Annotated in this window: 17 protein-coding genes; 8 read left to right on the top strand and 9 right to left on the bottom strand. The window is 71.7% G+C overall.

The annotated features are described in order from the left end of the window. Positions 1-6: 6 nt before the first annotated feature. Complete coding sequence (locus tag AC07DI_RS05340; protein WP_478902343.1) at positions 7-1,368, bottom strand: LCP family protein; 1,362 nt, start codon at positions 1,366-1,368, stop codon at positions 7-9. Between the two features lie 130 nt (positions 1,369-1,498). Here AC07DI_RS05340 and AC07DI_RS05335 point away from each other — a divergent pair, with 130 nt between their 5' ends. Next, positions 1,499-2,047, top strand: a complete 549-nt coding sequence (locus AC07DI_RS05335) for an acyl-CoA thioesterase (RefSeq protein WP_384261729.1) — start codon at positions 1,499-1,501, stop codon at positions 2,045-2,047. A 389-nt stretch (positions 2,048-2,436) separates the two neighbouring features. Here AC07DI_RS05335 and AC07DI_RS05330 read toward each other — a convergent pair whose 3' ends face one another. Beyond that, positions 2,437-3,912, bottom strand: a complete 1,476-nt coding sequence (locus AC07DI_RS05330; protein ID WP_478902342.1) for an LCP family protein — start codon at positions 3,910-3,912, stop codon at positions 2,437-2,439. A gap of 159 nt (positions 3,913-4,071) precedes the next feature. Between AC07DI_RS05330 and AC07DI_RS05325 the strand changes: the two genes are divergently transcribed. Next, positions 4,072-5,109 (top strand): glycosyltransferase family 2 protein, encoded by a 1,038-nt coding sequence (locus AC07DI_RS05325; RefSeq protein WP_478902341.1) that lies wholly within the window; start codon positions 4,072-4,074, stop codon positions 5,107-5,109. A 70-nt stretch (positions 5,110-5,179) separates the two neighbouring features. Here the strand turns inward: AC07DI_RS05325 and AC07DI_RS05320 are convergent, their stop codons facing one another. From AC07DI_RS05320 to AC07DI_RS05305, 4 genes are all read right to left on the bottom strand, one after another. Next, on the bottom strand, positions 5,180-6,856 hold the full coding sequence (locus tag AC07DI_RS05320; RefSeq protein WP_478902339.1) for an LCP family protein: 1,677 nt from the start codon (positions 6,854-6,856) through the stop codon (positions 5,180-5,182). Positions 6,857-6,943: 87 nt separating this feature from the next. Continuing rightward, on the bottom strand, positions 6,944-8,719 hold the full coding sequence (locus AC07DI_RS05315; protein ID WP_478902338.1) for an LCP family protein: 1,776 nt from the start codon (positions 8,717-8,719) through the stop codon (positions 6,944-6,946). A 225-nt stretch (positions 8,720-8,944) separates the two neighbouring features. After that, the gene (locus AC07DI_RS05310) at positions 8,945-10,309 is read right to left on the bottom strand and encodes an LCP family protein (RefSeq protein ID WP_478902337.1); all 1,365 of its coding nucleotides are present in this window, start codon (positions 10,307-10,309) and stop codon (positions 8,945-8,947) included. A 497-nt stretch (positions 10,310-10,806) separates the two neighbouring features. Beyond that, positions 10,807-11,565: a TIGR03089 family protein gene (locus AC07DI_RS05305; protein WP_478902336.1), complete on the bottom strand. Its 759-nt coding sequence runs from the start codon at positions 11,563-11,565 to the stop codon at positions 10,807-10,809. A gap of 138 nt (positions 11,566-11,703) precedes the next feature. On the opposite strand from AC07DI_RS05305, the gene AC07DI_RS05300 reads away from it, so the two are divergent. The 3 genes from AC07DI_RS05300 (at position 11,704) to AC07DI_RS05290 (ending at position 15,751) form a co-directional block, all read left to right on the top strand. Then, positions 11,704-13,314, top strand: a complete 1,611-nt coding sequence (locus tag AC07DI_RS05300; protein ID WP_478902334.1) for a peptidoglycan recognition protein family protein — start codon at positions 11,704-11,706, stop codon at positions 13,312-13,314. Between the two features lie 120 nt (positions 13,315-13,434). Beyond that, the gene (manB, locus tag AC07DI_RS05295) at positions 13,435-14,517 is read left to right on the top strand and encodes a mannose-1-phosphate guanylyltransferase (RefSeq protein WP_478902332.1); all 1,083 of its coding nucleotides are present in this window, start codon (positions 13,435-13,437) and stop codon (positions 14,515-14,517) included. A 202-nt stretch (positions 14,518-14,719) separates the two neighbouring features. After that, positions 14,720-15,751, top strand: a complete 1,032-nt coding sequence (locus tag AC07DI_RS05290; protein WP_478902330.1) for a DNA-3-methyladenine glycosylase family protein — start codon at positions 14,720-14,722, stop codon at positions 15,749-15,751. A gap of 404 nt (positions 15,752-16,155) precedes the next feature. Here AC07DI_RS05290 and AC07DI_RS05285 read toward each other — a convergent pair whose 3' ends face one another. From AC07DI_RS05285 to AC07DI_RS05275, 3 genes are read right to left on the bottom strand one after another with little or no spacing between them, the layout of a single operon-like run. Beyond that, positions 16,156-17,469, bottom strand: coding sequence for a coenzyme F420-0:L-glutamate ligase (locus tag AC07DI_RS05285; protein ID WP_478902328.1), 1,314 nt, complete (start codon positions 17,467-17,469; stop codon positions 16,156-16,158). Continuing rightward, on the bottom strand, positions 17,466-18,422 hold the full coding sequence (gene cofD, locus AC07DI_RS05280; protein WP_478902326.1) for a 2-phospho-L-lactate transferase: 957 nt from the start codon (positions 18,420-18,422) through the stop codon (positions 17,466-17,468). The genes AC07DI_RS05285 and cofD overlap by 4 nt, the downstream gene beginning before the upstream one ends. Positions 18,423-18,456: 34 nt before the next feature. Next, positions 18,457-18,972 (bottom strand): cysteine dioxygenase, encoded by a 516-nt coding sequence (locus AC07DI_RS05275; protein WP_478902325.1) that lies wholly within the window; start codon positions 18,970-18,972, stop codon positions 18,457-18,459. Between the two features lie 647 nt (positions 18,973-19,619). Here AC07DI_RS05275 and AC07DI_RS05270 point away from each other — a divergent pair. From AC07DI_RS05270 to AC07DI_RS05260, 3 genes are all read left to right on the top strand, one after another. Beyond that, on the top strand, positions 19,620-19,883 hold the full coding sequence (locus tag AC07DI_RS05270) for a WhiB family transcriptional regulator (protein WP_016642094.1): 264 nt from the start codon (positions 19,620-19,622) through the stop codon (positions 19,881-19,883). Between the two features lie 293 nt (positions 19,884-20,176). Next, positions 20,177-23,944, top strand: coding sequence for a glycosyltransferase family 2 protein (locus AC07DI_RS05265; protein WP_478902323.1), 3,768 nt, complete (start codon positions 20,177-20,179; stop codon positions 23,942-23,944). Then, positions 23,941-25,431, top strand: coding sequence for a DUF5719 family protein (locus AC07DI_RS05260; protein ID WP_478902322.1), 1,491 nt, complete (start codon positions 23,941-23,943; stop codon positions 25,429-25,431). Before AC07DI_RS05265 ends, AC07DI_RS05260 begins: the two co-directional genes overlap by 4 nt. Positions 25,432-25,466 lie beyond the last annotated feature (35 nt).

Genomic DNA, 25,466 nt, shown 5'->3' with positions numbered 1-25,466 from the left:
CCGGCCTCAGTTGCCCGAGACCGTCACCTCGTCGTCGTTGTTCAGCTCCTCGACCAGCTTCTTGACCTTGGCCTTGTCCCAGAGGAGGTTGCCGCCCGTCTGGCCCGCGAGCGGCATGTTCATGGACTTGCCGTCGCCGCCGGTGACGCCCTTCATGGCCCAGAACATGGAGGCCACGTCCATCAGCCCCATGTCCTTGTCGACGATCAGGGTGTCCAGGCCCGCGCCCATCATGGGGTAGAGCTTGAAGGGGTTCATGACCGTGCCGGGCGTCGCGGCCTGGCTGGCGAGGGCCGCGAGGAACTTCTGCTGGTTCTTCGTACGGTCCAGGTCGCTGCCCGGGAGTGCGTAGCGGGTGCGGACGAAGGCGAGGGCCTGCTCACCGTCGAGCGTCTGCTTGCCGGCCTCGAAGTCGGCGCCGGACTTCTTGTCCTTGAAGCCCTTGGGGATGTCCATCTCGACGCCGCCGACCGCGTCCACGATCTTGGCGAAGCCGCCGAAGCCGATCTCGGCGTAGTGGTCGATCTTCAGACCGGTGTTGAACTCGACGGTGCGGACGAGGAGTTCGGGGCCGTCCTCCGCGTACGCCGCGTTGAGCTTCGTCTGGCGGCCCTGGTTCGGGTAGAGCTTGCCGGACTCGGCGCCCTTGAAGGAGGGGATCGTGACGTTCGAGTCGCGGGGCAGCGAGATCATGGTGTTCCCGCCGTCGTCGGCGACGTGCAGGATCATCATCGAGTCCGTGCGCTTGCCCTCGGCGGAGCCCGTGTGCAGCTTCTTCTTGTCCTCGGCGGTCATGCCCTCGCGGCTGTCGGAGCCCACGATCAGGTAGTTCGTGCCGGCGCCGCCCTCGGGCCGCTCGATGACCTTGGAGAGGTCGACCTCGCGCTTGAGCTTGGAGTCGGCCCAGAAGTACGTGACGACGGACGTCACGAGGAGGACGCTGACGACCGTGATCGCGCCCCACTTGATCCGCTTGCGCCAGTTCGGCGCGGGGCGCGGGGCGCGCGGCGGCTGTCCGGTGCCGCCCTGGCCGCCGTTGCCGCCGTTGGGCTGGCCGTAGACCTGGCCGGTGTTGTAGCCGCTGTCGTACGCGTTGCCGGGGCCCTGGCCGTACGGGTCCTGGCGCGGGGTCCGCGGCTCGAAGACGTCGTCGCGGGCGTCGCCGTACGGCTGCCCGTTCCCGTACTGGTCGCCGTACCCGTCGTCGTACGCGGGCTGCGGCGGGACCCCGCCGGGCGGCGTACCGGCCGGACGGGAGGGCTGGCCGCGCTGGATGTGCCGCATTACGCGGGCTCCCTCGGGCTGGGAGTCGCCGCGGCCGCGGCCGTATCCCCGGCCGCCGCCCTGATCGTCAGGCCAATCGCTCATGTGGCCCAGTGTGCCGCCTGGAGGCGTGCGCCTTACAGGGCGGTCGGGAATTCGGGTCAGGGCTGTTGCAGAGCTGATGCAAAACGGGCGGGGGAAGGGTCGGACATACGTCCGGCATAGGGTGGAGGGCATGACAGACCAGGCCCCCGGCTCGGAGTCGGAAATTCCGGGCAAGCCGACTTCGGCGTCCCGCACCACACTGAGCCACATCATGACCCACAACGACACCAACCTCCTCGGTACGGTGCACGGTGGGGTGATCATGAAACTGGTGGACGACGCGGCGGGGGCGGTCGCCGGACGCCACTCGGGTGGTCCCGCGGTCACCGCGTCCATGGACGAGATGGTCTTCCTCGAGCCGGTCCGCGTGGGCGACCTCGTCCATGTGAAAGCGCAGGTCAACTGGACCGGACGCAGCTCCATGGAAGTGGGCGTCCGGGTCCTCGCCGAGCGCTGGAACGAGTCGACGCCCGCGCAGCAGGTGGGCTCGGCCTACCTCGTCTTCGCCGCGGTCGACGCGGACGGCAAGCCGCGGACGGTGCCGGCGGTCGTACCGGAGACGGACCGCGACCGGCGCCGCTACCAGGAGGCGCAGATCCGCCGTACGCATCGGCTGGCCCGCCGCCGCGCGATCAAGGAACTGCGGGAGGCTCGGGCGGCGGAGGGCTTCGACGAGTAGGCGTGGCGGGGGCGCCTTGGGCGGATTCGTGCGGGTGCGGGTGAGCGGCGGCTTCTCGCGCAGTTCCCCGCGCCCCTTATGGGGCCTGTGCCGGTTGGGTTTTCGATTGCGGGTGACAGGTGGCTGGTCGCGCAGTTCCCCGCGCCCCTTTGGGGTGGGCCCGGTTGGGTTTTGTCTGCGGGTGATACGTGGCTTGTCGCGCAGTTCCTCGCGCCCCTTAAGGGGCCTGCGCCGGTTCTGCGGCTCCCCGGGAGGCCAGGGCCTAGGGGTGGCAGTGGCCAGGGTGACCAGGGGCGCGGGGAACTGCGCGACCAGCCACAACGCACCCGCAGACAAGAACCGCAACGCCCCCCCCGCAGGGAAGCCGCGAGTCCCCCTGACCCCCAAGGTCAGGAACAAACCACCTCGTCCCCCGTCACCGCTCCGAACTCCCCCTGCCGAGAATCCTCCGCCCGAACCCCCCGCACCGCCCTGAAATCCGTCCCCGCGATCACCTTCAGCGTCGGCCCCTGCCCAGGCACCGCCCGCATCTCCGCCCCCGGAAGCGCCGTCGCCAGGGACTTCGCGGACCGGTCCCAGCGGGGGTCGAACGTGACCACGGTGCGCGGAGCCGGCCGCGCCGCCGCGCCCGGCACGTCCACCGGCGCCCCCGTGGTCTGGAACCCCGTCGCCCGCAGCCCCGCGTCGACCCGCTGCCCGAGCCCCGGCGTCCCCGTGCCGTTCTCCACCTGGACCCGGATCTGCTGCGGCGAGACGTCGACCATCGTGGCCCTGGACTTCCTGCGGTGCTGTGCCAGCGGCCGGTCCTCGCGCAGCGCGTCGAACAGCCGGCCGGACTTCGACGGGTCCCACTTCAGCGTGGCGCCGATGCCGGGCACGTTCTGGCCCATGGGGCTCAGCGGCACGGTCGTGAACTCCGAGGACGAGGGCGAGAAGCCCCGCATGGCCTGCCCGAGATCCAGCATGTCGCCCGTCCCGAAGCCCTTGTCCGCCCGGACCGAGCCGAGCAGCGTCCGCGTCACGTCGCGGAACTTGACCGGGTTCAGCAGCACTCCGCTGCTCGTCGCCTTCGCGATGAGCGCCGCGAGGAAACGCTGCTGACGCTGCATGCGGCCCAGGTCGGAGGCCCCGTCGACGTACCGGGAGCGGACGAACTGCAGCGCCGCGCCGCCGTCCAGCTGGTGCTTTCCCTCGGTCAGGTTCAGTCCGGTGTGGGAGTCCTGCAGTGGCCGCGGCGTGCAGATCTCGACCCCGCCGAGGACGTCCACGGTCTTCATGAAGCTCAGGAAGTCGACCTCCAGGTAGTGGTCGATCTTGACCTTCGTCATGTGCTCGACGGTGCGCACCGTGAGGTTCGGGCCGCCCTCCGCGTACGCCGCGTTGATCTTGTTGGGGTGCTCGTGATGCTTCTCGCCGGTGCTGATGTCGGTGTGCGCGGGCAGATCCGCGTAACTGTCCCGGGGCAGGCTCACGACGCTCGCGCGGTCCCGGTCCTCCGAGATGTGCACGATCATGATCGTGTCCGTGCAGTGGCAGGGCGCGCCGCCCAGGCGGTACTTCGCCTTCTCCTTGGGAGTGATCTTGTCGCGGCCGTCGGTGCCGACGAGCAGGACGTTCATGCCGTTGCCCGACTCGGGCCGGTTCTTCATGTCCTTGAAGGCGTCCACCCGCTTGATGCCCGTGTCGAGGCTGGTGACGACGGAGTGCCCGATGCCCGCCGCCGCGAGGACCACCACGGAGAACGTGGTCGCCGTCCGCATCGCCCACCGCGGCCGTTTCCCACGCCTCGGCCGCCGTGCGGACGTTCGGGCCGGTGGGCGGGGGTGGCGCGGCGTGGGGGCGGGGGAGCGGGGCGGTGCGGGCACGTGCGGAACACCTCCGCGGAGACGGCGGCCGGGGGCGGTAGACGGGCGGGCGGACGGGCCTGGGAACCCGAGAAAGGTAATGCCATACGAAATGCGGACCGGGGTAGCGACCCGGACGGCGCGCGTCCGTGTCCCCCATTCGCGGTAACGTGACGCGTGATGAACGCGAAGTCTGAGGCGCAGCCTCCAGCCGTATCCGTGATCATGCCCGTCCTCAACGAGGAGCGGCATCTGCGCGAGGCCGTGCACGCGATCCTGCAGCAGGAGTACGCGGGCGAGATGGAGGTCGTCGTCGCGCTCGGCCCCTCCACCGACCGCACGGACGAGATCGCCGCCGAGCTGGTCAGGGAAGACCCGAGGGTCCACACGGTCCCCAATCCGACGGGGCGTACGCCCGCGGCGCTGAACGCCGCCATCAAGGCGTCCCGTCACCCGATCGTGGTCCGCGTGGACGGCCATGCCGCGCTCTCGCCCGGCTACATCACGACCGCGGTCCGCCTCCTGGAGGAGACGGGCGCGATGAACGTCGGCGGCATCATGCACGCCGAGGGCCAGAACGCCTGGGAGCAGGCGGTCGCCGCCGCCATGACCTCGAAGATCGGCGTGGGCAACGCCGCCTTCCACACCGGCGGCGAGCCCCAGCAGGCCGAGACGGTCTACCTGGGCGTCTTCCGCCGCGAGGCCCTTGAACGGCAGGGCGGCTACAACGAGGAGTTCATCCGCGCCCAGGACTGGGAGCTGAACTTCCGCATCCGTGAGGCCGGCGGCCTGATCTGGTTCTCGCCCGAGCTGAAGGTCTCCTACCGCCCGCGCCCGAGCGTGAAGGCGCTGGCCAAGCAGTACAAGGACTACGGCCGCTGGCGGCACGTCGTCGCCCGCTACCACGAGGGCTCCATCAACCTGCGCTACCTCGCGCCGCCGACCGCGGTCTGCGCGATAGCCGCGGGCATCGTCGTGGGTGCGGCGCTCACGCCGTGGGGCTTCGTCATCCCGGGCGGCTACCTCGCGGCCATCGCCGCCGGGTCCGTCCCCGCGGGCAAGGGCCTGCCGCTCAAGGCGCGCCTGCAGATCCCGGTGGCGCTCGCGACCATGCACATGTCGTGGGGCTGGGGCTTCCTCACCAGCCCGCGCGCGCTGGCCAGGAAGGTCATCGCCTCGCGCCGCCCGGCCGTGCTGGGGGAGACCCAGGAGGCCTGAGCGCCCCGCATCCGTACGAACGGCCCGGCCCCACCTCAGCGGTGGAGCCGGGCCGTCGTCGTGAAAGCCGCTACCAGCTGAAGTTCGGGTCGACCTTCATGCACGCCTTCTTGTCGGAGCCACTGAGCGCGTCCGCGGAATCGGGAGTCCTGTCGTCCTTCTTCTTCGGCTTGGGCGGCATGTCGCCCTCGCGCCAGTCCGCGCCGACGACGAGCGTCACCCCGGAGACGTCCGTCGACTTCTTCGCCGAGCTCAGCGGCAGGCCCAGGGCCTTGGCGACCCGCTGGGCGTCGCCCTCCAGTTCCTTGCTGGGGTAGCGCACGACCGTCTTCTTCTCGGTCAGCGCGGCCGACGCGTCCGGGGCCGCCTTCGTGAAGCCCTTGCCGGCCAGGAGCTGCGCCACCGTGTTGGCCCGGCCGCTGACCGGGGGTTCGACGTCGGTACGCGTGCCGTTCTGGACCTGCACCGCGATCTTGTCGTCCGCGGCGGCCGGGTCGTCGGACGGCTTCTCCTTGGCCGGCTTCTTGTGGCCCTTGCCGTCCAGCGGGATGTCGTCGCGGACGAGGCGGAAGAGCTGCTCGGCGTCGCCGGGCTTGGGCACGACGCGCTCACCGGCGTACTCGAACGGCATGGTCGTCATCGTCGTGCGCGACGGCGAGACCTTCTTCAGCTCGTTGCCGAGGTCGTACAGCTTCACGAGGTCGCCGAGCCCGTTGTCGACCTTCAGCGCCCTCGTCGCCTTGTCGGCGAGCTTGCGCAGCTTGTTGGGGCTGCTGAGGCCGGTGTTCTCGCGGAGCTTGCGGACCAGCGCGTTCATGTACATGTGCTGGGCCTTGGCGCGGCTGATGTCGGTGCCGCCCTCGAAGCCGTACCGGGTGCGCAGCCACTGCAGGGCCTGCTTGCCCTCGACTTCCGTGGTGCCCTTCTTCAGCTTCAGGCCCGAGCCGTGGCCCTGGCTGTCGCGCGAGTGGATGTTCCTGTCCACACAGACGGGTACGCCGCCGATGGCGTCCGCCATGGAGACCACACCCGAGAAGTCGACCATCATGAAGTGGTCGATGTGGATGTTGGTGAGCTTCTCCCAGGTGGCGACCGTGCAGCCGGGGCCACCGCGGCCGAGGGACTCGTTGGTCATGTACCGCGGGCCGGTCTGCGGGTAGACCTTGCCGTCGTCGGGGTCGGTGCACTTGGGAATCTGCAGCAGCGTGTCGCGGGGCATGCTGACGACCGACATGTTGGAGCGGTCGGCCGAGAGGTGCAGCAGCATCTGCACGTCAGCGAGCGGCGGCGAGCCGAAGGTTTCCTTGGCGCCGCCGAGCTTCTGGTTCGCCTTGGAGTCGCGGGCGTCCGAGCCGATGAGGAGGATGTTCAGCGGGGTCTGACCTGCGGCGTTGGGGGTGGGCGCGGGGGCCCGGTGCTCGCCGAGGTTCAGGTCGTCCGTCTCGATATTGCCGTTGAGGTACTGGTAGTAGAGGTATCCGGCGCCGGCCGTCCCGAGTATCAGTACCGAGAGGATCGTCGCCGACCAGCGCAGTACGCGGCGTTTGCGACGTGGCGCTCGCGCGCCGCCGCGCGTGCCGCGGCCCCCGCGCCGGTGCCGGGCGTCGGACTTCGCGGCTTCGCCGCCGGCGTGCGCGGAGTCCTCGGGGCCCGCCTCGCCGTCGTGCGCGCCGCCGTCCCAGCCGTGATCACTGGCGTGCGGAGCGCGTCGTCGCGCCCCCTCCTTACGCACGCTGTTCTGCCTCATCCCCAGCCCCTCCCCGCCCCTGTTCCTGAAGTGCGGCCGCACCGCGGCGCCTTGGCGCATTGTTAGACGCAGAACGACCGCTTCAGGTCACTTGGCACACACAGTCTTGTCCGCTTCGACTTTCTTGATGTCCTTCGGTGCCTTCGACGAGGCATCAATGGGCACCCCCGCGCCCTTGAAGTCGCCGCCGAGCGTCAGCTTGACGGCCGGCAGACCCTGTGCGTTCTTCTCGCTCTTGCCCTGCTTCAGGGCGGATCCGGGCAGACCCATGATGTCGGCGAGCCGACGTGCCTGGTCCGCCTCCGCCGCCCCGTACTCGAGCGTCGTCTTCTTGAGCTCCGCGGGCGCGTTCCCCAGCTGGCTGGACTTGAGCACGCCCTCGTCGTTCTGCAGCCAGGTGAGCGTCGTCTGCGCGGCGCCGGTCTTGCCGCTGCCGTTGTAGATGTCGACGCGCACCTCGGAGGCGTCGGCCTTGGGACCCTTGAGGCGGGCGGCCACCGCGGCCTTCTCCTTCTTCTCCTTCTTCTTCACCTCGGTCAGCGACTGGTCGGCGCGCATCAGCGCGAAGAGCTGCTCGGCCTTGGACCGGTCGGGCACGACCGTGACCGGCGTCTTCTCGGCGGGGTTGTCGACCACCGGCACCGTGGTGAAGCTCAGGTTCTTCATGTCGAGCTTGCCGAGCTCCATGCCGAGGTCCTTGAGCTTCATTATGTCGGCGATCTTGGAGTCGACGGTGAGGGCCTCGGTGCCCGCCTCCGCGAGCTTGACCATCTTCGTCGGGCTGGTGAGGGTGTCGCTGGACTTCAGCTTGCGCATCAGGGAGCTGAGGAACTGCTGCTGGAGCTCGATCCGGCTCAGGTCGCCGCCGTTGCCCACGGTGTGGCGGGTGCGGACGAACGCCAGCGCCTTCTCGCCCTCGACCACGTGCTTGCCCTTGGGCAGCTTCAGATGCGACTTGGGGTCGTCGATGTCCTTGGCGAGACAGACCTCCACGCCGCCGACCGCGCTGGAGAGCGTCTTGACCGCGTTGAAGTCGGCCACCATGAAGTGGTCGGGCGTGATGCCGGTGATCGCCTTGACCGTACGCATCGTGCAGCTCGGCGTGCGGTCGTACTGGCCGAGGCTTTCGTTGAAGCGGACCTTCTGCGAGCCCTGGATGTTCTTGGTGCTGCCGTCCTTCTGCTTCGTCGGGCAGACCGGGATGTCGACGATCATGTCGCGCGGGATGCTCAACGCGGTCGCGTTCGTGCGGTCCTTGGAGACGTGCAGCAGGATCGTTGTATCGGCGTGGCCGACGCTGCCCTCGTCCCCGTACCCCTCGTTGCCGTCACCGCTGCGCTTGTCGGTGCCCATCACCAGGATGTTGATGGCCCGGTCCTTGCTGAAGCCGCCGGTGCCCGCGCCGTCATCGTCTATCGACGTGATGTTGTCGTTGAGGTGCTGGTAGTAGAGGTAGCCGCCGGTGCAGCCCGCGACGAGCAGGAAGGCGAGCGTGCCGCCCGTCCAGATCATCACCTTCTTGCCCTTGGACTTGCGCGGCTTCTGCTTGCGCCGCCCGCCCGGGACCACTTCCGGTTCCTTGACGCGCCGCCGGCGCTGCCCCGGCACCTCGCGGCGCTCGTCGCGCCCGTCCTGCCGGGAACCTTGCCGGGAACCCTGACGGGGTCCCTCGCGCGCGTCCTCACGGCCCGGCCCCGGACGGCCACGGCCGCCCCTGCGGGGTGAGGAGCCACGCGGCTTCGGCACCGTCGACTGCTCTGCGGAAGGGCTCAGTCGCAGTTCGTAATCACCGGTATCCGGGTTGAGCACCCACTGGTCTGCGGGGTCGATGTTCTCCGCCCGCCCACGGCCTTGCGCGTCCACGGTTGTTTGCGTCCTCCGTCGGGGCCACGCGGCGCCTTACCCCCCTCAGAAGGCGCTCGGTCAGTCGGTCCAGCGGTGCGTGGCCGAGATGGCCCGGCGCACCGGATCGCTCACACTATCCGCCCAGTTCAGCGTCGAACGACGCCGGTGACAAATTCCACTCCCCTACAACTGGGCAATCCGCCCTATTTCTTTGTGGGGGGCACTCTTCCCTTGGGGATCGCTTTACTTACAGGTGGATCCGGCGGCCGTGTTGCCCCGGAATGTGGGCACGGGCGACGGGGTGGGGCCGGGGTCGTCCGGCTTCTCGTCACTCCATCCCTCACCGGCTCCGTCGTACTCCTCCTCGGCAGGGGACTGCTCTTCGGGAGAGGTCCCTTCCTCTCGGGCAGCCCCTTCTTCGCGAGAGGCCCCTTCCTCTTCCTCGGACGACGAGTTCCGGCGCGCCTGTTCCTCGCCGGGCCCTGCTTGCTGTGACCGCCGCGGGTCCACCACGACCGGACTGTCCGTGCGCAGCCGGGAGAAGAGCTGGTCCGCCGCGGGCTCCACGAGTTCGTCGCGGTTGGCGTCGTAGGTGTACGACTGCCGGGGGACCGTGAGGAACTGCACCCGGTCCGTGGGGATATCGCGCATGCCACGCACCAGTTCGTACAAACCCCGCAGACTGGCGAGTCCGGGGTCGGTGGTCAGTGAAGAGGTCGCCGCGTCGAGAACGGGATAGAGCTTCGTCGGATTCAGCAGGACGTCATTGCTCTGCACCTTGTTGACGAGCGCGCCGAGGAACCCCTGCTGGCGGTCGATCCGGTCGGTGTCGCTGCCGTCGCCGAGGCTCTTTCGCGCGCGTACGTAACCCAGCGCCTGTTCGCCGTCGAGGCTCCGCAGGCCCGGGTCGAGCTTCACGCGGGCGTCGGTGTCGTCGATCGGATTCCGAATGCAGACCTGCACGCCGTCGACCGCGTCGACCATGTCCTTGAAGCCCGCGAAGTCCACGACCATGTGGTGGTCGACGCGGATCTTGGTCAGCTTCTCGACGGTACGGATCGTGCAGGCCGTACCGCCGAGCTCGAAAGCCGAGTTGAACTGGGTGAGTTGCGACTCCGTCCGCGAGCCGTCCTGCCTTCGGCAGTCCGGCACCTCCACCATCAGGTCGCGCGGGATCGACACCGCCGTCGCGCTCTTCCGGTCGGCCGCCAGGTGCAGCAGGATCGTGGTGTCCGAGCGCTGGGTGCCGGGGTCCTTGCCGTACTCGCGGTTGCCCGGTCCCGCGCGGGTGTCGGAGCCGAGGAGCAGGATGTTCTGGGCGCCCCGCACCAGCGCGGTCGGCCGCTCCTTCTCGAAGCGCGCCAGCTCGGCGGCCGCGTCGGTGTCCTCGGTGATGTTCCCGTTCAGCTTCTGGTACGCCGCCCAGCCCGCGCCGCCCGCACCGAGCACCAGGACGGCCCCGCCGAGCGCGGCGTACCGCAGCCAGCGGCGCCGGCGCCGGACGACACCCGTACCGGTGGGACTCGCACCCGACCCGGGCCCGAACGTGCCCTTCGGCTCGGGCGAGGCGCCCCCCGCCCCGGAAGACGTGCCTGCGGTTTCGGTCACGTGAGCGTCCACCCCTCATGGCTACGTCGGTCCGTCCGTTATCCGTACCTAAGACCATGACCCGCCACGGCACGCCTGGCCTCCGGTCCGGGTCACGGGTGCGCCGAACGGGGGAGGAGGGGGGTGGTTCGGGGGAGGGGGGGAAGGGCTGGGGGTGGGGGTGCTGAACAGGAGTCCGAGCCCCGCCTCCCTCAGAGGTGCAGGGCGCTGAACGGGAGGCCGAGCCCCGCCTCCCTCAGGGGCGCGGGGAACTGCGCGCTCAGCCACGACGGCCCCGCACGGGAAGCCGAGGGGACACAGGCTGAGACCGGGACGCGGGGCGCGCCATAGGGAGGCCGAGCCCGGCCTCCTTCAGAGGTGCAGGGCGCTGAACGGCGAGCCGAGCCCCGCCTCCCTCAGGGGCGCGGGGAACTGCGCGCTCAGCCACGACGGCCCCGCACCGAAAAGCACGCCCCGCCCCCCATCCCCCCACCGCCCAAGGCCCCCGGCCAGACCGCTCACCGCAGAGTGAGACCCACCTTCTCCTCCACGACCCGCCTCTCCAGCCGACCGTCAGACCCAGACCCCTCCTCCAAATGACGGCAAAGCACCACAGATCCCCCCACCGCCAACGCCCCGTAAAGCCCCGCACTCAGCCCCTGCCACGTGTCGTACGGCAACCCGGACAGCACCCGGCTCCCCGCACCGACCCCGAGCCGCCCCGCATCCGCCCGAGCCCGCTCGACGACCTCCGCCCCGGTCAGCTCCTCACCCTCCACCACAAGGGCGACCTCGTCCGGGTCGACCGGAGCGAAGGGAGCGAACCGGTCCCCCTGCCCCGGCACTTCGACCGCGTAGTCCGTGAAACCGGCCGGCGGCTGCGGAAAGCGTCCGCCGAGCGGCCGCAGCGCGAGCGCCACCCGCTCGCCGGAGCAGCCCCGCGCGGCGTCCAGCGAGTCAGGACCGCTCACGACGAGATCGGCGGACGCCGGGTCGCCGCCCACGTCGGCGACGACTCCCACCGACGAACAGGCCAGCAGCCACACGGCCGTCTGCCAGTGCGCGGGCAGCAGCAGCACGGCCCGGTCACCGGGCTCGGCCGCGAGATCTCCCTGGAGCAGATTGGCGGTCTTGGCCACCCAATTGGCGAAGGTGGCCACGGACAATTCCACGCGTTCACCGGTGGCGTCGTCGTAGAAGGTGACAAGGGGGCGGGCCGGGTCCGAGGCGAGCGCGGATCGCAGCAGGTCGGCAGGGGTGCGGTCATTGGCGTTCACGGGCGCAAGGGTACGCGGGCGCCCGCCCGGCCCCCCGGCGTGGCGGCGAAGTGCGGCACCCGGATCGCCCGCTCAGGGCCGACGACCCGTCAGTTCCCCAATGGACAGATGTGTACCGGTATGCCAACTATCAGCTGTATGCGTGGATTCCTTGCTTCCTCGATCGGCGTCACGTGCGCGGCCGCTCTGGCCCTGCCCCTCACTCTGCAGGCGTCCGGCGCCCGAGCCGCAGCGCCCGACGGACCGCCGTCCGCCGGGTCCGCCACGGAGGCGGTCCCCGGCAGTACCCAGTCCCTACCGCTCGCCCCACTCGCCTCCGACCGCTCGCTCGGCCCCGCCGGGGTGAGCGAACAAGGCCTGACCCGACGCGATGTGCACCCCTTCTCCCTGGTGGGCGTCGTCTGGAACGACCCCGACGCCGAACTGAACGGCACGGTCCAGGTCCGCACCCGCGCGACCGGCACCGCCGCCTGGTCCGGCTGGCAGTACGTCGAGACGCACAACCACGAACACGCCCCCGACCCCGACGACGCCGAGCGCGGCGCCGGCACGGTCCGCGGCTCCACCGCGCCGCTCTGGGTCGGCGCCTCGGACGGCGTCGAGATCCGCGTACGGCCGGAGCGGCCCGCGGACCGGCCCGCCGCGGCCCCGCTCCCCGAGGGCCTGCGCCTCGAACTGGTGGACCCGGGCGACGAGCCCCCGCCGCAGAGCGCACAGACCGACCCGGAGCGCTCCACAGCACCGGCTGCGAAACCCCCCGCCTCCGCGGCTTCCTCCGCCTCCGCCTCCGCCGAATCCTCAGCCTCTGCCGAATTCCCCGCCTCCGCCGAATCCTCAGCCTCTGCCAAATCCCCCGCCTCTGCCGAATCCCCGGCCTCCGCCGAGGCTCCCGCCAACGAGGCCTCCCCCCTCTCCGCGGCCGCCCCCGTCTCCGGAATGACGGCCGCCTCGGACGCCACCGCCGCCACCGCCGCCTCCGCGGCCTCCGCCTCGGACGCCACCGCCGCCAACGCCGCCTCCGCGGCGAACGCCGATCTCGTGCCGATCGGCGCCACCGTCATTCCCGAACTGACGAAGCAGCAGACGGAGGACGAGCTGATCGCGGCCCGCGGCGGCCCGGAAGTGGCAGGTCAGGAACGGCCCTACGTCGGCCCGCGCCCGCGCATCGTCACGCGCAAGGGCTGGGGCGCCGACGAGGGGCTCCGCGAGAAGAACTTCGCGTACACCAAAACCGTGAAGGCCGCCTTCCTGCACCACAGCGCGTCCGGCAACAACTACCGCTGCTCACAGGCCCCGTCGGTGCTGCGCGGCATCTACCGCTACCACGTCAGGAGCAGCGGCTGGCGCGACTTCGGCTACAACTTCGCGGTCGACAAGTGCGGAACCATCTACGAGGGCCGTGCCGGAGGTGTGGCCAAGCCGGTCCTCGGGGCCCACACTCTCGGGTTCAACAGCAAGAGCATGGGCATCGCCGTCCTCGGCTCGTACAACACCGTCAGCCCGCCGAAGGCGGCCGTGCGAGCCGTCGCCCGGCTGACCGCGTGGAAGCTCGGCCTGTTCGGCGTGAACCCGCGCGGTACTACGCACCTGAAGTCCGGCGGTGGCAATCTCTTCAAGAAGGGCACGAAGGTCCGGTTCCACGTGATCTCCGGGCACCGGGACGGATTCGCCACCCAGTGCCCCGGCAACCGCCTGTACAAGAAGCTTGGCAAAACCCGGACCTCGGCCGCCCGCTACCAGGGCCGCTGAGTCCCGGGCCGCCGAGTCCCGACGCACCACCCGAACCGCACGATCTGCACATCCGTCTGCATACACTGGCCGGCCGAAACTCAAAGTTCGGCCGGCCCCAGCAGGAAGCAGAGACGACAGGTGACAGAAGCGATCCTCCTGGTCGGCGGCAAGGGGACCCGGCTGCGGCCCCTCACGGTCAACACCCCCAAACCGATGGTCCCGGCGGCAGGCGTCCCGTTCCTCACCCACCAGCTCGCGCGGGCCCGCGCCGCAGGCGTCAACCACATCGTCCTCGCCACCTCCTACCTCGCCGAGGTCTTCGAGCCGTACTTCGGCGACGGCTCGGCGCTCGGCCTGCACATCGAGTACGTCACCGAGACCGAGCCACTCGGCACCGGCGGCGCCATCCGCAACGTGGCCCCGCACCTGCGCTCGGCCCCCGACGAGCCCGTCCTGATCTTCAACGGCGACATCCTCACGGGCCTGGACATCCGCGCCCTGGTCGCCACGCACGAGGAGTCCGGCGCCGACGTCTCCCTGCACCTCACCAAGGTCGACGACCCGCGCGCGTACGGCCTGGTGCCCACCGATCCGACCGGCAGGGTCACGGCCTTCCTGGAGAAGCCGCAGACCCCCGAGGAGATCGTCACCGACCAGATCAACGCGGGCGCGTACGTCTTCCGCCGCTCGGTCATCGACACGATCCCCGCGGGCCGCCCCGTCTCCGTCGAACGCGAGACCTTCCCCGACCTCCTCGCCTCCGGCGCCCACCTGCAGGGCATGGTCGACTCGACGTACTGGCTGGACCTGGGCACGCCCCAGGCGTTCGTACGGGGCTCCGCCGACCTGGTCCTCGGCCGCGCCCCCTCCCCGGCGGTCCCGGGCCGGTGCGGCGAGAGCCTGACCCTGCCCAGCGCCACCGTGGCCGCCGACGCCAAGCTCACCGGCGGCACGGTGATCGGCGAGCACGCCCGCATCGGCGAGGGCGCGCGCATCTGCGGCAGCACGGTCCTGTCCGGCGCGGTCATCGAACCGGGCACGGTCATCACGGACTCCCTGATCGGCGCGGGCGCGCGGATCGGCGCCCGCTCGGCGCTCTCGGGGGCGGTGATCGGCGACGGCGCGACGGTCGGCGCCGACAACGAGCTGCGCGAAGGCGTACGAGTCTGGTGCGAGGCCACGTTGCCGGCGGGGGCGGTGCGGTTCTCGTCGGACCAGTAGGGCTCGGATCTCCCTCGGACCAGTAGTGACCGGGCGTCCCGGTTCTGCCCGGGCCGGTAGTGGGCGGGCGTCCCGGTTCTGCCCGGGCCGGTAGCGTCTGGCGCCCCGGCTCTTCCTGGGCCAGTAGCGCCCTGGCGCCCGGTTCCTCTCGGACTGACCGACCGCGCCCCGGGGGTCCCACCCGTCGCCTACCCTCGTACAGATGTCCTCCCGTTTCGCCCCGCGCCCCACCCGCACCACCGTGCGCGGTGGCGAAACGGCCGTACCGGCGGGCGTCCCGCGCGCTGCGTCCGAGGCCTCCCGTTCCCATACCCCCGCCCCCACCCCTGCCCGCACCCGTACGTGGAAGCCGCCCTTCCCCCTGGACCTCGCCCTGACCCTCGGCCCGCTGCGCCGGGGCCCGGCCGACCCCGCCTTCCGGGTGACCCCCGACGGTGCGATCTGGCGCACGAGCCGTACGCCGGAAGGCCCGGGAACGCTCCGGGTGACCGCCCGCTCGGGGACGGTGGAGGCGACGGCGTGGGGCCCGGGAGCGGACTGGTTCCTGTCCCGGCTTCCCGTCCTCCTGGGCGAGTCGGACGACCCTTCGCTCTTCGTCCCGCGCCACCGCCTGGTCGCCGCGACGGCGCACCGCCGCCCCGGCCTCCGGCTGGCCCGTACGGGTCTGGTCCTGGAGTCCCTGATCCCGTCGATCCTGGAACAGAAGATCACCGCGGACGAGGCCTACCGGGCCTGGCGCCTCCTGCTCCGCACGTTCGGCGAGCCCGCGCCCGGCCCCACGCCTCCTCACATGTACGTGATGCCGGCGCCCCGTACCTGGGCCCTGATCCCCTCCTGGGAGTGGCACAAGGCGGGCGTGGACAACAAGCGGGCGTCCACGATCCTGCGCGCGGTCGCGAGGGCGTCCCGTCTTGAGGAGGCGGCGACGATGGCGCCCGCGGACGCGCAGGCCCGCCTGGAAGTGATCCCCGGCATCGGCCCCTGGACGTCCGCGGAAACGGTCCAGCGCAGCAATGGTGCGCCCGATGCGGTGACGGTCGGCGATCTCCACCTTCCCGGCATCATCGGGCACGCCCTCGCGGACGACCGTGACGCGGACGACGCGGAGATGCTGAGGCTTCTGGCGCCGTACGCGGGGCAGCGGCACCGGGCGACGCGCCTGCTCCTCCTGAGCGGCCGCGTGCCGCTCCGCCGGGCTCCCCGAATGAGAAAAACGAACATCGCGACGTGGTGAACGCGGCGGGGTCCGCTGCGGGTACGCGGTGACCGTTCGCGCAGTTCCCCGCGCCCCTGCACCACCCCCGCGCCCCTGTCGGCTGCGGCTACCCGATGGTTGCTCGCGCAGTTACCCGCGCCCCTAGGGGTGGCCCCGCCTCGTTGTCCGCTGCGGGTGCGCGGTGGTTGCTCGCGCAGTTCCTCGCGCCCCTAATGCCCTGGCTCGTCGCTAACCACCACCCGCGGACGAACGACGGACGGAAACCCCCTCCAAGGGGCGCGGGGAACTGCGCGACCAACCCCGACGCACCCGCACCAAACAACGCACGGGGCCCACCCCTAGGGGCGCGGGGAACTGCGCGACCAGCCACGACGGGCCCGCACCGGACAGCGCACCCTCGCCCCCCCCCACACACATAGACGTCACCGCACCACAACAAACTCCCCCACAACCCGCGAACCCCGAGCCGGCGGCTCAACCGCAGGGTGTCCCACCGCCACCGCCCCCATCGGCTCCCAGGACGACGGCAGCCCGAGGACATCCCGTACGACATCCCGGCAGAACATCGTCGAGGAGACCCACGCCGACCCCAACCGCTCCCCGACCAGCGCCACCAGGAAGTTCTGCACCCCCGCCCCCGCCGCGACCACGAACATCTCCCGCTCGGCCGCATCCCGCCGCGCGTCCCCGTACGCGTGCGCGCCGTCCAGCACCAGGCACGGCACCACCAGATAGGGGGCCTTGCGCAGTACGTCACCCCGGCGGACCCGCTTGGCGATGGACTCCTCCGACCTCCCGTCCCGCCGGAGATCCGCGATCCACGCGTCCCGCATCGCGTCGAGCAGTTCGACTCGCGACGCGGCGGACTCCAGCAGGACGAAGCGCCACGGCGTCGTGTGGTGCGGCGCGGGCGCGGTGAGGGCCGCGGCCACGGCCCGCCGCACGGCACCGGGATCGACCGCCTCGTCCGCGAACTCACGGACGGTACGGCGCCGCGTCACCGCTTCCCGTACCGCCTCGGACGTACCGAGCCGGAACATGTCGTCCCGCGCACCGCGCACCAGCGCCCGGGCCCCGGTGTCCGGCGCGTCCGCCGCCTCACCGGCCACCACGTGCGGCAGCCCGCGGACCACCGCGACCGGCAGCCCCGCGGCCTTCCCCTTGACGAGGTCGCCCGCGGCGGCCAGCTCGTCCGCCGTGGCGACGACGGTCGCGCTCAGCGGGTTGCCGTACGCGTCGACGCCGCCCCGCAGGTCGTCCAGGACCCGCACCCCGGCCGCCCCGATGGCGACGTCGGTGAGCCCGGCACGCCAGGGCCGCCCGAAGGTGTCGGTGACGACGACGCCGACGTCCACGCCCAGCGCGTCCCGCAGCCCGTCCCGCACGGCACGGGCCGACGCGTCGGGGTCGAGGGGCAGCAGCAGCACGGTCCCCGCCGGGGTGTTGGACGCGTCGACCCCGGCCGCCGCCATCACGAGCCCCTGCCGGTTCTCGACGATGCGCAGGGTTCCGCGCCGCGCCACCACCCGTACGGTCTCCTCGTCGATGGCCGCCTCGCGGTCGGCCGCCTCGACGATCCGCCCCTCGGCCTTGCTGACGATCTTGGACGTGACCAGGACCACGTCACCGTCGGCGAGCCCCGGCTCGGCGGCCGCGATCAGCTTGGCCAGGTCGTCGCCCGGCCGCACCTCGGGCAGTCCGGGCACGGCCCACACGCGGTAGGAGGGTGCACTCACGCGCGTACCTCCGAGGCGAGCGTGAGAGCCTGCCGCGCCATCTCGGCGGCGGCGTCGACGTCGGTCATCATCAGCGGCACGGCGCGGCACCGGATCCCGGCGCTCTCCACCCGCTCCACCACGCCCGCGTCGACACTGTCGACGAGCCAGCCGTCGAGAAGGCCGCTGCCGTAGTGCTCGGCGACGGCGGCGGCGCTGGTCTCCACGCCCACGGCCGCGAGGACCTTGTCGGCCATGCCCCGCACGGGGGAGTCGCCCACGATGGGGGAGAGCCCGACGACCGGCACGCCCGCGTCGGCGATGGCCTCGCGGATGCCCGGCACGGCGAGGATGGTGCCGACGCTCACCACCGGGTTGGACGGCGGGAAGAGCACGATGTCGGCCTCGGCGATGGCTTCGAGGACGCCGGGCGCGGGCTTGGCCTGCTCGGCGCCGACGGGCACCACGGCGTGCGCGTCCACGGAGGCGCGCAGCCGCACCCAGTACTCCTGGAAGTGCACGGCCTTCTGCTCGCCGTCGACCGTGACGGCGACGTGCGTCTCGACGCGGTCGTCCGACATGGGGATGAGCCGCACGCCGGGCCGCCACCGCTCGCACAGTGCCTGCGTGACGGCGCTGAGCGGATAGCCGGCGCCCAGCATCTGCGTCCGCACGATGTGCGTGGCGAAGTCCCGGTCGCCGAGCCCGAACCACTCGGGTCCGACGCCGTAGGCCGCGAGCTCTTCCTTGACCTTGAACGTCTCATCCGTACGCCCCCAGCCCTGCTCCTCGTTGATGCCGCCGCCGAGCGTGTACATCACGGTGTCCAGGTCGGGGCAGACCTTCAGCCCGAACAGGTGAATGTCGTCACCGGTGTTGCCGATGACCGTGATGTCCGCGTCAGGCGCGGCTTTCTTGAGCCCGCGGAGGAAACGGGCGCCGCCGATACCGCCGGCCAGGACCACAATGCGCATGGACCCCAGCATGTCAGGCGGATACGACAGTGCGTCAGGCGGTTACGGCATCCTCGGTGGTGCCGGGGGCGACGGCGGCGGCGCACCGGGCGGCGTGCATCGGCATCTCGGTCAGGCCGGGGTAGTAGATGTGCAGGCTGACGGCCGGTTCCAGGGAGTCGTTGACGACCTCGTGGACGTACCCGGGCGCGAAGGCGCGCTGCGCGCCCGCGCCGAGCGCCCGGGTGCCCCGCTCGGTGTGTTCGGTCAGCTCACCCTCAAGGAGGGTGAGCACGCCGGAGGAGCGTCCGTGGTCGTGCGTGCCGCTGCCCTGTCCGGGCACCCAGGAGAGCAGCCACACCTCGTAGCCCGGCCCGGTGCGCAGCCGGTGGTACCAGCGGGTGGTGGCGTCGTACTTGACGAGGTGGGCCCATTGGGCGCGGTCGGCGGCGATGGCGCGCCCGAGTCCTGCGAACTCGGCCACGGTGACGGGGTGCTCGCGGGCGGGCTGCAGGAGGTGCGGGACTTCGAGGAGGTCGCCGGCGATCTGGAGGTCGCTGTCGCTGTTCATCGTGCGGTGGTTCCTCAACGTAAGAGTGCTGGGGTGTCGCGAGAATGGTGAAGCGCGGGGGATGCGGAGAGAGCGAGAAACACGCGGGCCCCGGGAGAGTGGGCTCCGCGGCTCAACAGCTGGAGTGGCTCAACAGCTGGAGCAGGAACAGCGACAGCGCGCGTGGGCAGCACCGATGGACCCGCAGGTGCGGGTCATCGAAAGAGCCTGGTTCGCGAGCATGCCCACCAGAACAGCCGCTCACACCCTTCTGTGTCAACTCGCCGTCCGCTATGCGAGAGATGTTTCACCTCATCCGGTTGATCGTTCAGGCGAAAGGTTTGTGCACCCGCCTCTCGGGACACATGGCGCAGCAACCGGCACGCAAACGTCGACGTCCTCCCTATTGAGGCCTCGTGAGGTTCCTGAGGTTCTCCGGTGGGGGGAACGTTCGACGGGGCGTCGGACGGGCCATCGACGGTGTCATGGTTTATGCCGATTTGAACACTTTCCGCATACCCTTGGTTCCGCAGAGTGAATAAGGGGCCCAATAGCAGATCTCGGCTTGACTGGCCCGGATCGGCACACTTGTAATTTCACTCGTGTCGTTCAGTCGAAATCGGTAACGACAGCACCACGGGGACGCACAAGACAGACGAGGGGTGCACATGACCGAGCTGGTTCAGGAACTGCTGGTCGAGGACGCGGACGAAGAACTCGGCTGGCAGGAGCGCGCGCTGTGCGCCCAGACCGACCCCGAGTCCTTCTTCCCCGAGAAGGGCGGCTCCACTCGCGAGGCCAAGAAGGTCTGCCTCGCCTGCGAAGTCCGCTCCGAATGCCTCGAGTACGCACTCGCGAACGACGAAAGATTCGGTATCTGGGGCGGCCTGTCGGAGCGTGAGCGGCGCCGGCTGAAGAAGGCCGCGGTCTGAGCACGAGCGCTCTCGCCCGCGTACGAGAAGGCGGTACGCCAAGGCAGTACGCGAAGGCAGGACGAAGGAAGCACGTGAAGGAACCGGACCCCTGCGGGGCGTGCCGCCCGTCCAATTCGGCACACACCTCCCCCAACCAATGCGCAACGAACGGCCCGTCACCCGTGGGTTATCCACAGGCGGCGGGCCGTCCTCATGCCAGCCGTTAGTGTGGGGCCCCGTCCGAGACACCCCCGTGCCCCCGCAGGGCGCAGGCGTCCACCGCAGTCCATCGAACCGGGGCCCGTACCTCGATGTCCGTGCACAGCCATTCGGCAGCCAGTCACCACGACGCTGCCGCTCCCGAGTTCCCGCGGCACGTCGTGACCGCCGTCCTCGTCACCCACGACGGCGCCCGCTGGCTGCCCGACGCCCTGGCCGGGCTCCTCGGCCAGGAGCGCCCCGTGCAGAACGCGGTGGCCGCGGACACCGGCAGCGGCGACGACTCCGCCCGACTGGTCACCGAGGCCCTCGGCGCCGACCGCGTGCTGCACCTCGCGCGCCGCTCCGGCTTCGGCACCGCCGTCGACGAGGCCGTCCGCTCCGCCGACGTGCTCACCCCCGAAGAGCTTCCGTACCTCAAGCGCCCCAGCGGCTGGGACCCGGTCAGCCGGAGCTGGCGCGACGACGCGTACGACCTGCCCGACCTGCCGCACGGCGAACCGGTGCAGTGGCTCTGGCTGCTGCACGACGACTGCGCGCCGGACCCCGACGCGCTCGCCGAACTGCTCCGCGTCGTGGAGAACGAACACGAGCTCGGCAAGGACGTCGCCGTCGTCGGCCCCAAACTCCGCGGCTGGTACGACCGCAGGCAGCTCCTGGAGGTCGGCGTCTCCATCGCCAACAGCGGCCGCCGCTGGACCGGCCTCGACCGCCGTGAGCAGGACCAGGGCCAGCACGACCACGTACGGCCCGTGCTCTCCGTCTCCACCGCGGGCATGCTGATCCGCCGCGACGTCTACGAACAGCTCGGCGGCTTCGACCGCCGCCTGCCACTGATGCGCGACGACGTCGACCTCTGCTGGCGCGCGCACGCAGCGGGCCACCGCGTCCTCGTCGCCCCCGACGCCGTCGTACGCCACGCGGAGGCCTCCTCGCGCGAGCGCCGCACCGTCGACTGCGTCGGCCGCACGGCGACGTCGCCGCACCGCGTGGACAAGGCGGGCGCGACCTACGCCCTGCTCGTCAACGCCCGCACCGCCGTACTGCCCTGGGTCCTCTTCCGGATCGTCGTCGGCACGCTCCTGCGCACCGTCGCCTGCCTTGTCGGCAAGGCGCCCGGCCAGGCCCTCGACGAGATCGCGGGCCTGCTTGCGACGCTGCTGCGCCCCGGGCGCATCCTGAGCGCCCGGAAGCAGCGCGGCAAACCGCTGCCCGACGCGGGCGAGATGCGGGCCCTGTTCCCGCCGCCCGGCGCCACCGTCCGGGCCACCGTCGAACAGACCGCGGGCAGCCTCTTCGGCACCACCGACGCCGAGGCACCCGCGGGCGCGGGACGCCACGGAGCCGTCGAGTCCGGACCCGGCGGCGACGACGCCGACTTCCTGGAGATCGAGCAGTTCGCCCGCCTCAAGCGCATCGCCCGCAAACCGGGACCGGTGCTCTTCGTCGTCCTCCTCTTCGCGTCGCTCATCGCCTGCCGCGCCCTGCTCGGCACCGGCGCGCTCGCGGGCGGCGCGCTGCTGCCCGCGCCCGCCGACTCCTCGGGCCTGTGGGACCGCTACCTGGACGGCTGGCACCCCGTAGGAACCGGCGGCACCCAGGGCGCACCGCCCTACCTCGCACTCGTGGCGGGCCTGTCCACCCTGTTCTTCGGCTCCACCGGACTCGCCGTCACCGTGCTGCTCGTCGGCTCCGTGCCGCTGGCCGGCTTCGCCGCGTACTTCGCCTCCCGCCCGCTCGTCACCTCGCGCCTGCTGCGCGCGTGGGCCTCGATCGCGTACGCCTTCCTGCCCGCCGCCACCGGCGCGCTCGCGGGCGGCCGCATCGGCACCGCGGTCCTCGCCGTCCTGCTGCCGCTCATCGCGCGCGCGGGCATCGCGGCGAGCGGCCTCGCCTCCGACGGGAGCAACCGCGGCACCTGGCGCGCCACCTGGGCGTACGCACTGCTGCTGACCCTCGCCACGGCCTTCACGCCGATCGTCTGGCCGATCGCCCTCGTGCTCGGCCTCGCCCTCCTCGTGGTGCGCCGCGGCGACATCAGCGCCTACGGCCTGCGCTTCCTCGCCGCGCTCGGCACCCCGCTGCTCGTCCTCGCGCCGTGGTCCCTGACGCTGCTGCCCTTCGGCTTCTTCAAGGAAGCGGGCCTGGAGTTCGGCGCGGGCTCCGCCTCCGCCCTCGACCTGCTCGGCGCCAGCCCCGGCGGTCCCGGCACCGTGCACGGGCTGCTGCTCATCGGCATCGTCCTTGCCGCCCTCGGCGCCCTGCTGCGCCGCGAGCGGCAGCGGGCGGTGCGCACGGCCTGGGCGGCCGCCCTGGTCTCCCTGGTCTTCGCCGTCCTGTCGAACCACTCGGCCTGGGCCGGCCCCGCCACCCTCGGCTACGGCATGGCCCTCCTCGCCGCCGCCGCGCTCGGCGCCGACGGTGCGCGCTCGCGGGTGGCCGAGCAGAGCTTCGGCTGGCGCCAGCCGGTGGCCGCGCTCATCGCGTTCGCCGCGGCCGCAGGGCCGCTGCTCGTCGCCGCGGGCTGGATGATCGGCGGCGCCGACGACCCCCTGGAACGGCGCGACCCGGTGCAGGTGCCCGCGTTCGTCGCGGAGGAGAGCGGCACGCAGGACCAGGCCCGCACCCTGGTCCTCGCCGGCGACTCGGCCGCCAAGGTCTCCTACACGCTCGTACGCGGCTCCGGCGGCCGGCTCGGCGACGCGGAACTCGCCGCGGCGGCAGCCAAGGACGAGCGGCTCGACAAGATCGTCGCCCGCCTTGTCGCCGGTTCCGGCGCGGACCAGGCCGACCAGCTCGGCGGCTTCGCCGTGCGCTACGTACTGGTGCACGACGGCGCACCCCGCCGGATGAGCCGCACCCTGGACGCGACCCCGGGCCTGACCCGGCTCAGCCAGGAGGACGGCAGCGCCCTGTGGCGCGTGGACCGGCAGGTGTCGCGCGCCGCCGTCGTCCCGAAGACCGGCGACCCCGAGCCCGTCGCGGCAGGACCCGTAGAGCTGCACACGAAGATCGACTCGGGCGACGGGGGCCGGATCCTGCGGCTCGCCGACTCGGCGGACCCGGGCTGGACGGCGACCCTCGACGGACGCCTGCTGCCCCGCACCACCGTGGACGGCTGGGCGCAGGGCTTCGAACTGCCCACCGTCGGAGGTCGCCTGGACGTCACCTACGACACCCCGTTGACGCACACGGCATGGCTGTGGGCGCAGGGCGCGCTCGCCGTCGTCCTCGTGGTGCTCGCCCTGCCCGGACGCCGCCGCGACGTCGACGACGACCTCCCCGAAGAGGCCGTCGTACCGGCCCAGGCGGTCGAGGGCGAGGGCCGCAGGGCGCGCAGGCTGCGCGCCCAGAGCGAGCTGGCCGCGCAGGAGGCGGGCCAGGACGTGCCGCCTCCTCCTTCGGAGGAGGCCCTGGCCGCCGTCCCGCAGCAGGCGCGGTCCTACGAGGAGTGGGACACCCCGGCCCCCGTGGGCGCCGAGCACGACGCGTACGGGGACGGGCAGCAGTACGAGGACGGGCAGCAGTACCAGGGCGGTCACCAGTACCAGGGCGACGAGTACCCGGCCGGACCGTACGAGCAGCCTGCGTACCAGCAGGACCCCTACCAGGGCGGCCAGTACGACCCGTACGGGTCCTACGGCGGCGCGGGCACGGTGGGCGGTGCCTACGGGAGCGAGCAGTACGGCGGCGATCAGTACGGGGGCGATCGGTACGGCGGTGAACAGCAGGGCGGCGAGCAGCAGTACGCGCAGCCCTACGACCCCGCGTACGACCACCAGCGGCCCCCGATGCCGCCGCCACCCCCGCAGCCGCCCCACGGCCCCGACAGCGAGCGCCCCGACGGGAGCCAGCAGTGAACCGCACCACCCAGTCCCTGATCGCCGTGGTCGTCGCGCTCGGCGCCGTCACCGGGTACGCCGCGGCCGGCGGCCCGGACGACACCGGCGACGACACGGCGAAGACCGCGGCGCGCCAGCCCGTCGAGCGCACCAGCCTGCTCTGCCCGGTACCCAGCGGCTCCGACCTCGCCGAGACCTCGTACACCGCGTTCACCCCGAAGGGGAGCGGTGGCGAGGCCGCGGGCAAGGCGGAGCTGCTGCCCGTGGCCAAGGCGCTGACGGACGCGCCCAAGAACGACGGCAAGAACACCAAGCCCTTCCTCACACAGAAGACGCCGGGCGAGCCGGTCGCGGGCGAGGAGTCCGGCGCCGAGGCGCCCGCCCTCATCGGCACGGCCGACGGCGGCCTGGCCCCCGGCTGGATCGTGCAGCAGACCACGACGTACGCGGCGGGCAGTGGCCGCGGCATGCACGGCACCAACTGCACGGCGCCCGACACCGACTTCTGGTTCCCGGGCGCGAGCACCGCCAAGGACCGCAGCGACTACATCCATCTGACGAACCCGGACGACTCCGCCGCCGTCGTCGACGTGGAACTGTTCGGCCCCGAGGGCGAGGTCACCTCCCAGGTGGGCGACTCGATCCAGGTGCAGCCGCACTCCAGCGTCCCGGTGCTGCTGTCCACCCTCGCCGACAAGCGGTACGCGAACCTCACGATGCACGTGACCGCGCGCAGCGGCCGGGTCGCGGCGGCCGTGCAGTCCTCCGACGAGAAGCTGGGCGGCGACTGGCTGCCCGCCTCCGCCGACCCCTCGGGCAGCCAGGTCATGCCCGGCATCCCGAAGGACGCCACCGCCGTACGCCTGGTCGCCTACGCGCCCGGCGCCGAGGACGCGGACCTCAAGGTCCAGCTGGTCTCGCCGACCGGCACCATCACCCCCGCCGGACACGAGAGCCTGCACGTCAAGTCCGGCATGACGGCCGCCGTCGACCTCGGCGACCTCACCAAAGGCGAGGCCGGCTCGCTGCTCCTGACGCCGACCGACACCGCGGTGCCCGTGGTGGCCGCGCTGCGCGTCACCCGCGGCAAGGGCGGCAAGCAGGAGACGGCGTTCATCCCGGCGACGGGCGCGGTGGGCGCGCGGGCGACGGTCGCCGACAACCGGGCCAAGGGCTCCACGCTCTCCCTGGTCGCCCCGGGCCGGACGGCGCGGGTGAAGGTCACGGCGTCGGCCGGCACCGAGGGCGGCTCACCCGTCACGAAGTCGTACACGGTCAAGGGCGGCACGACCCTGGCGATCGACCATCCGCCGGTGCCCGACGGCCTCAAGGGCACCTACGCGCTCACGGTGGAGCAGGTCTCCGGAGGCGAGGTCCACGCGGCGCGGACACTGTCGGCGCAGGAGGAGGGCATCCCGATGTTCACCGTCCAGACGCTGCCGGACGACCGGGGGACGGTCGAGGTGCCGGAGGCGGAACGGGACCTGTCGGTGCTGCAGAAGTGACGGCGCCTCATGTGGCGGCGGCTCAAGTGGTGGCC

This window comes from Streptomyces sp. NPDC044106 (assembly GCF_056433985.1).
The sequence above is the reverse complement of the archived record's forward strand: the minus strand, read 5'-3'. Positions and strand labels throughout refer to the sequence as shown.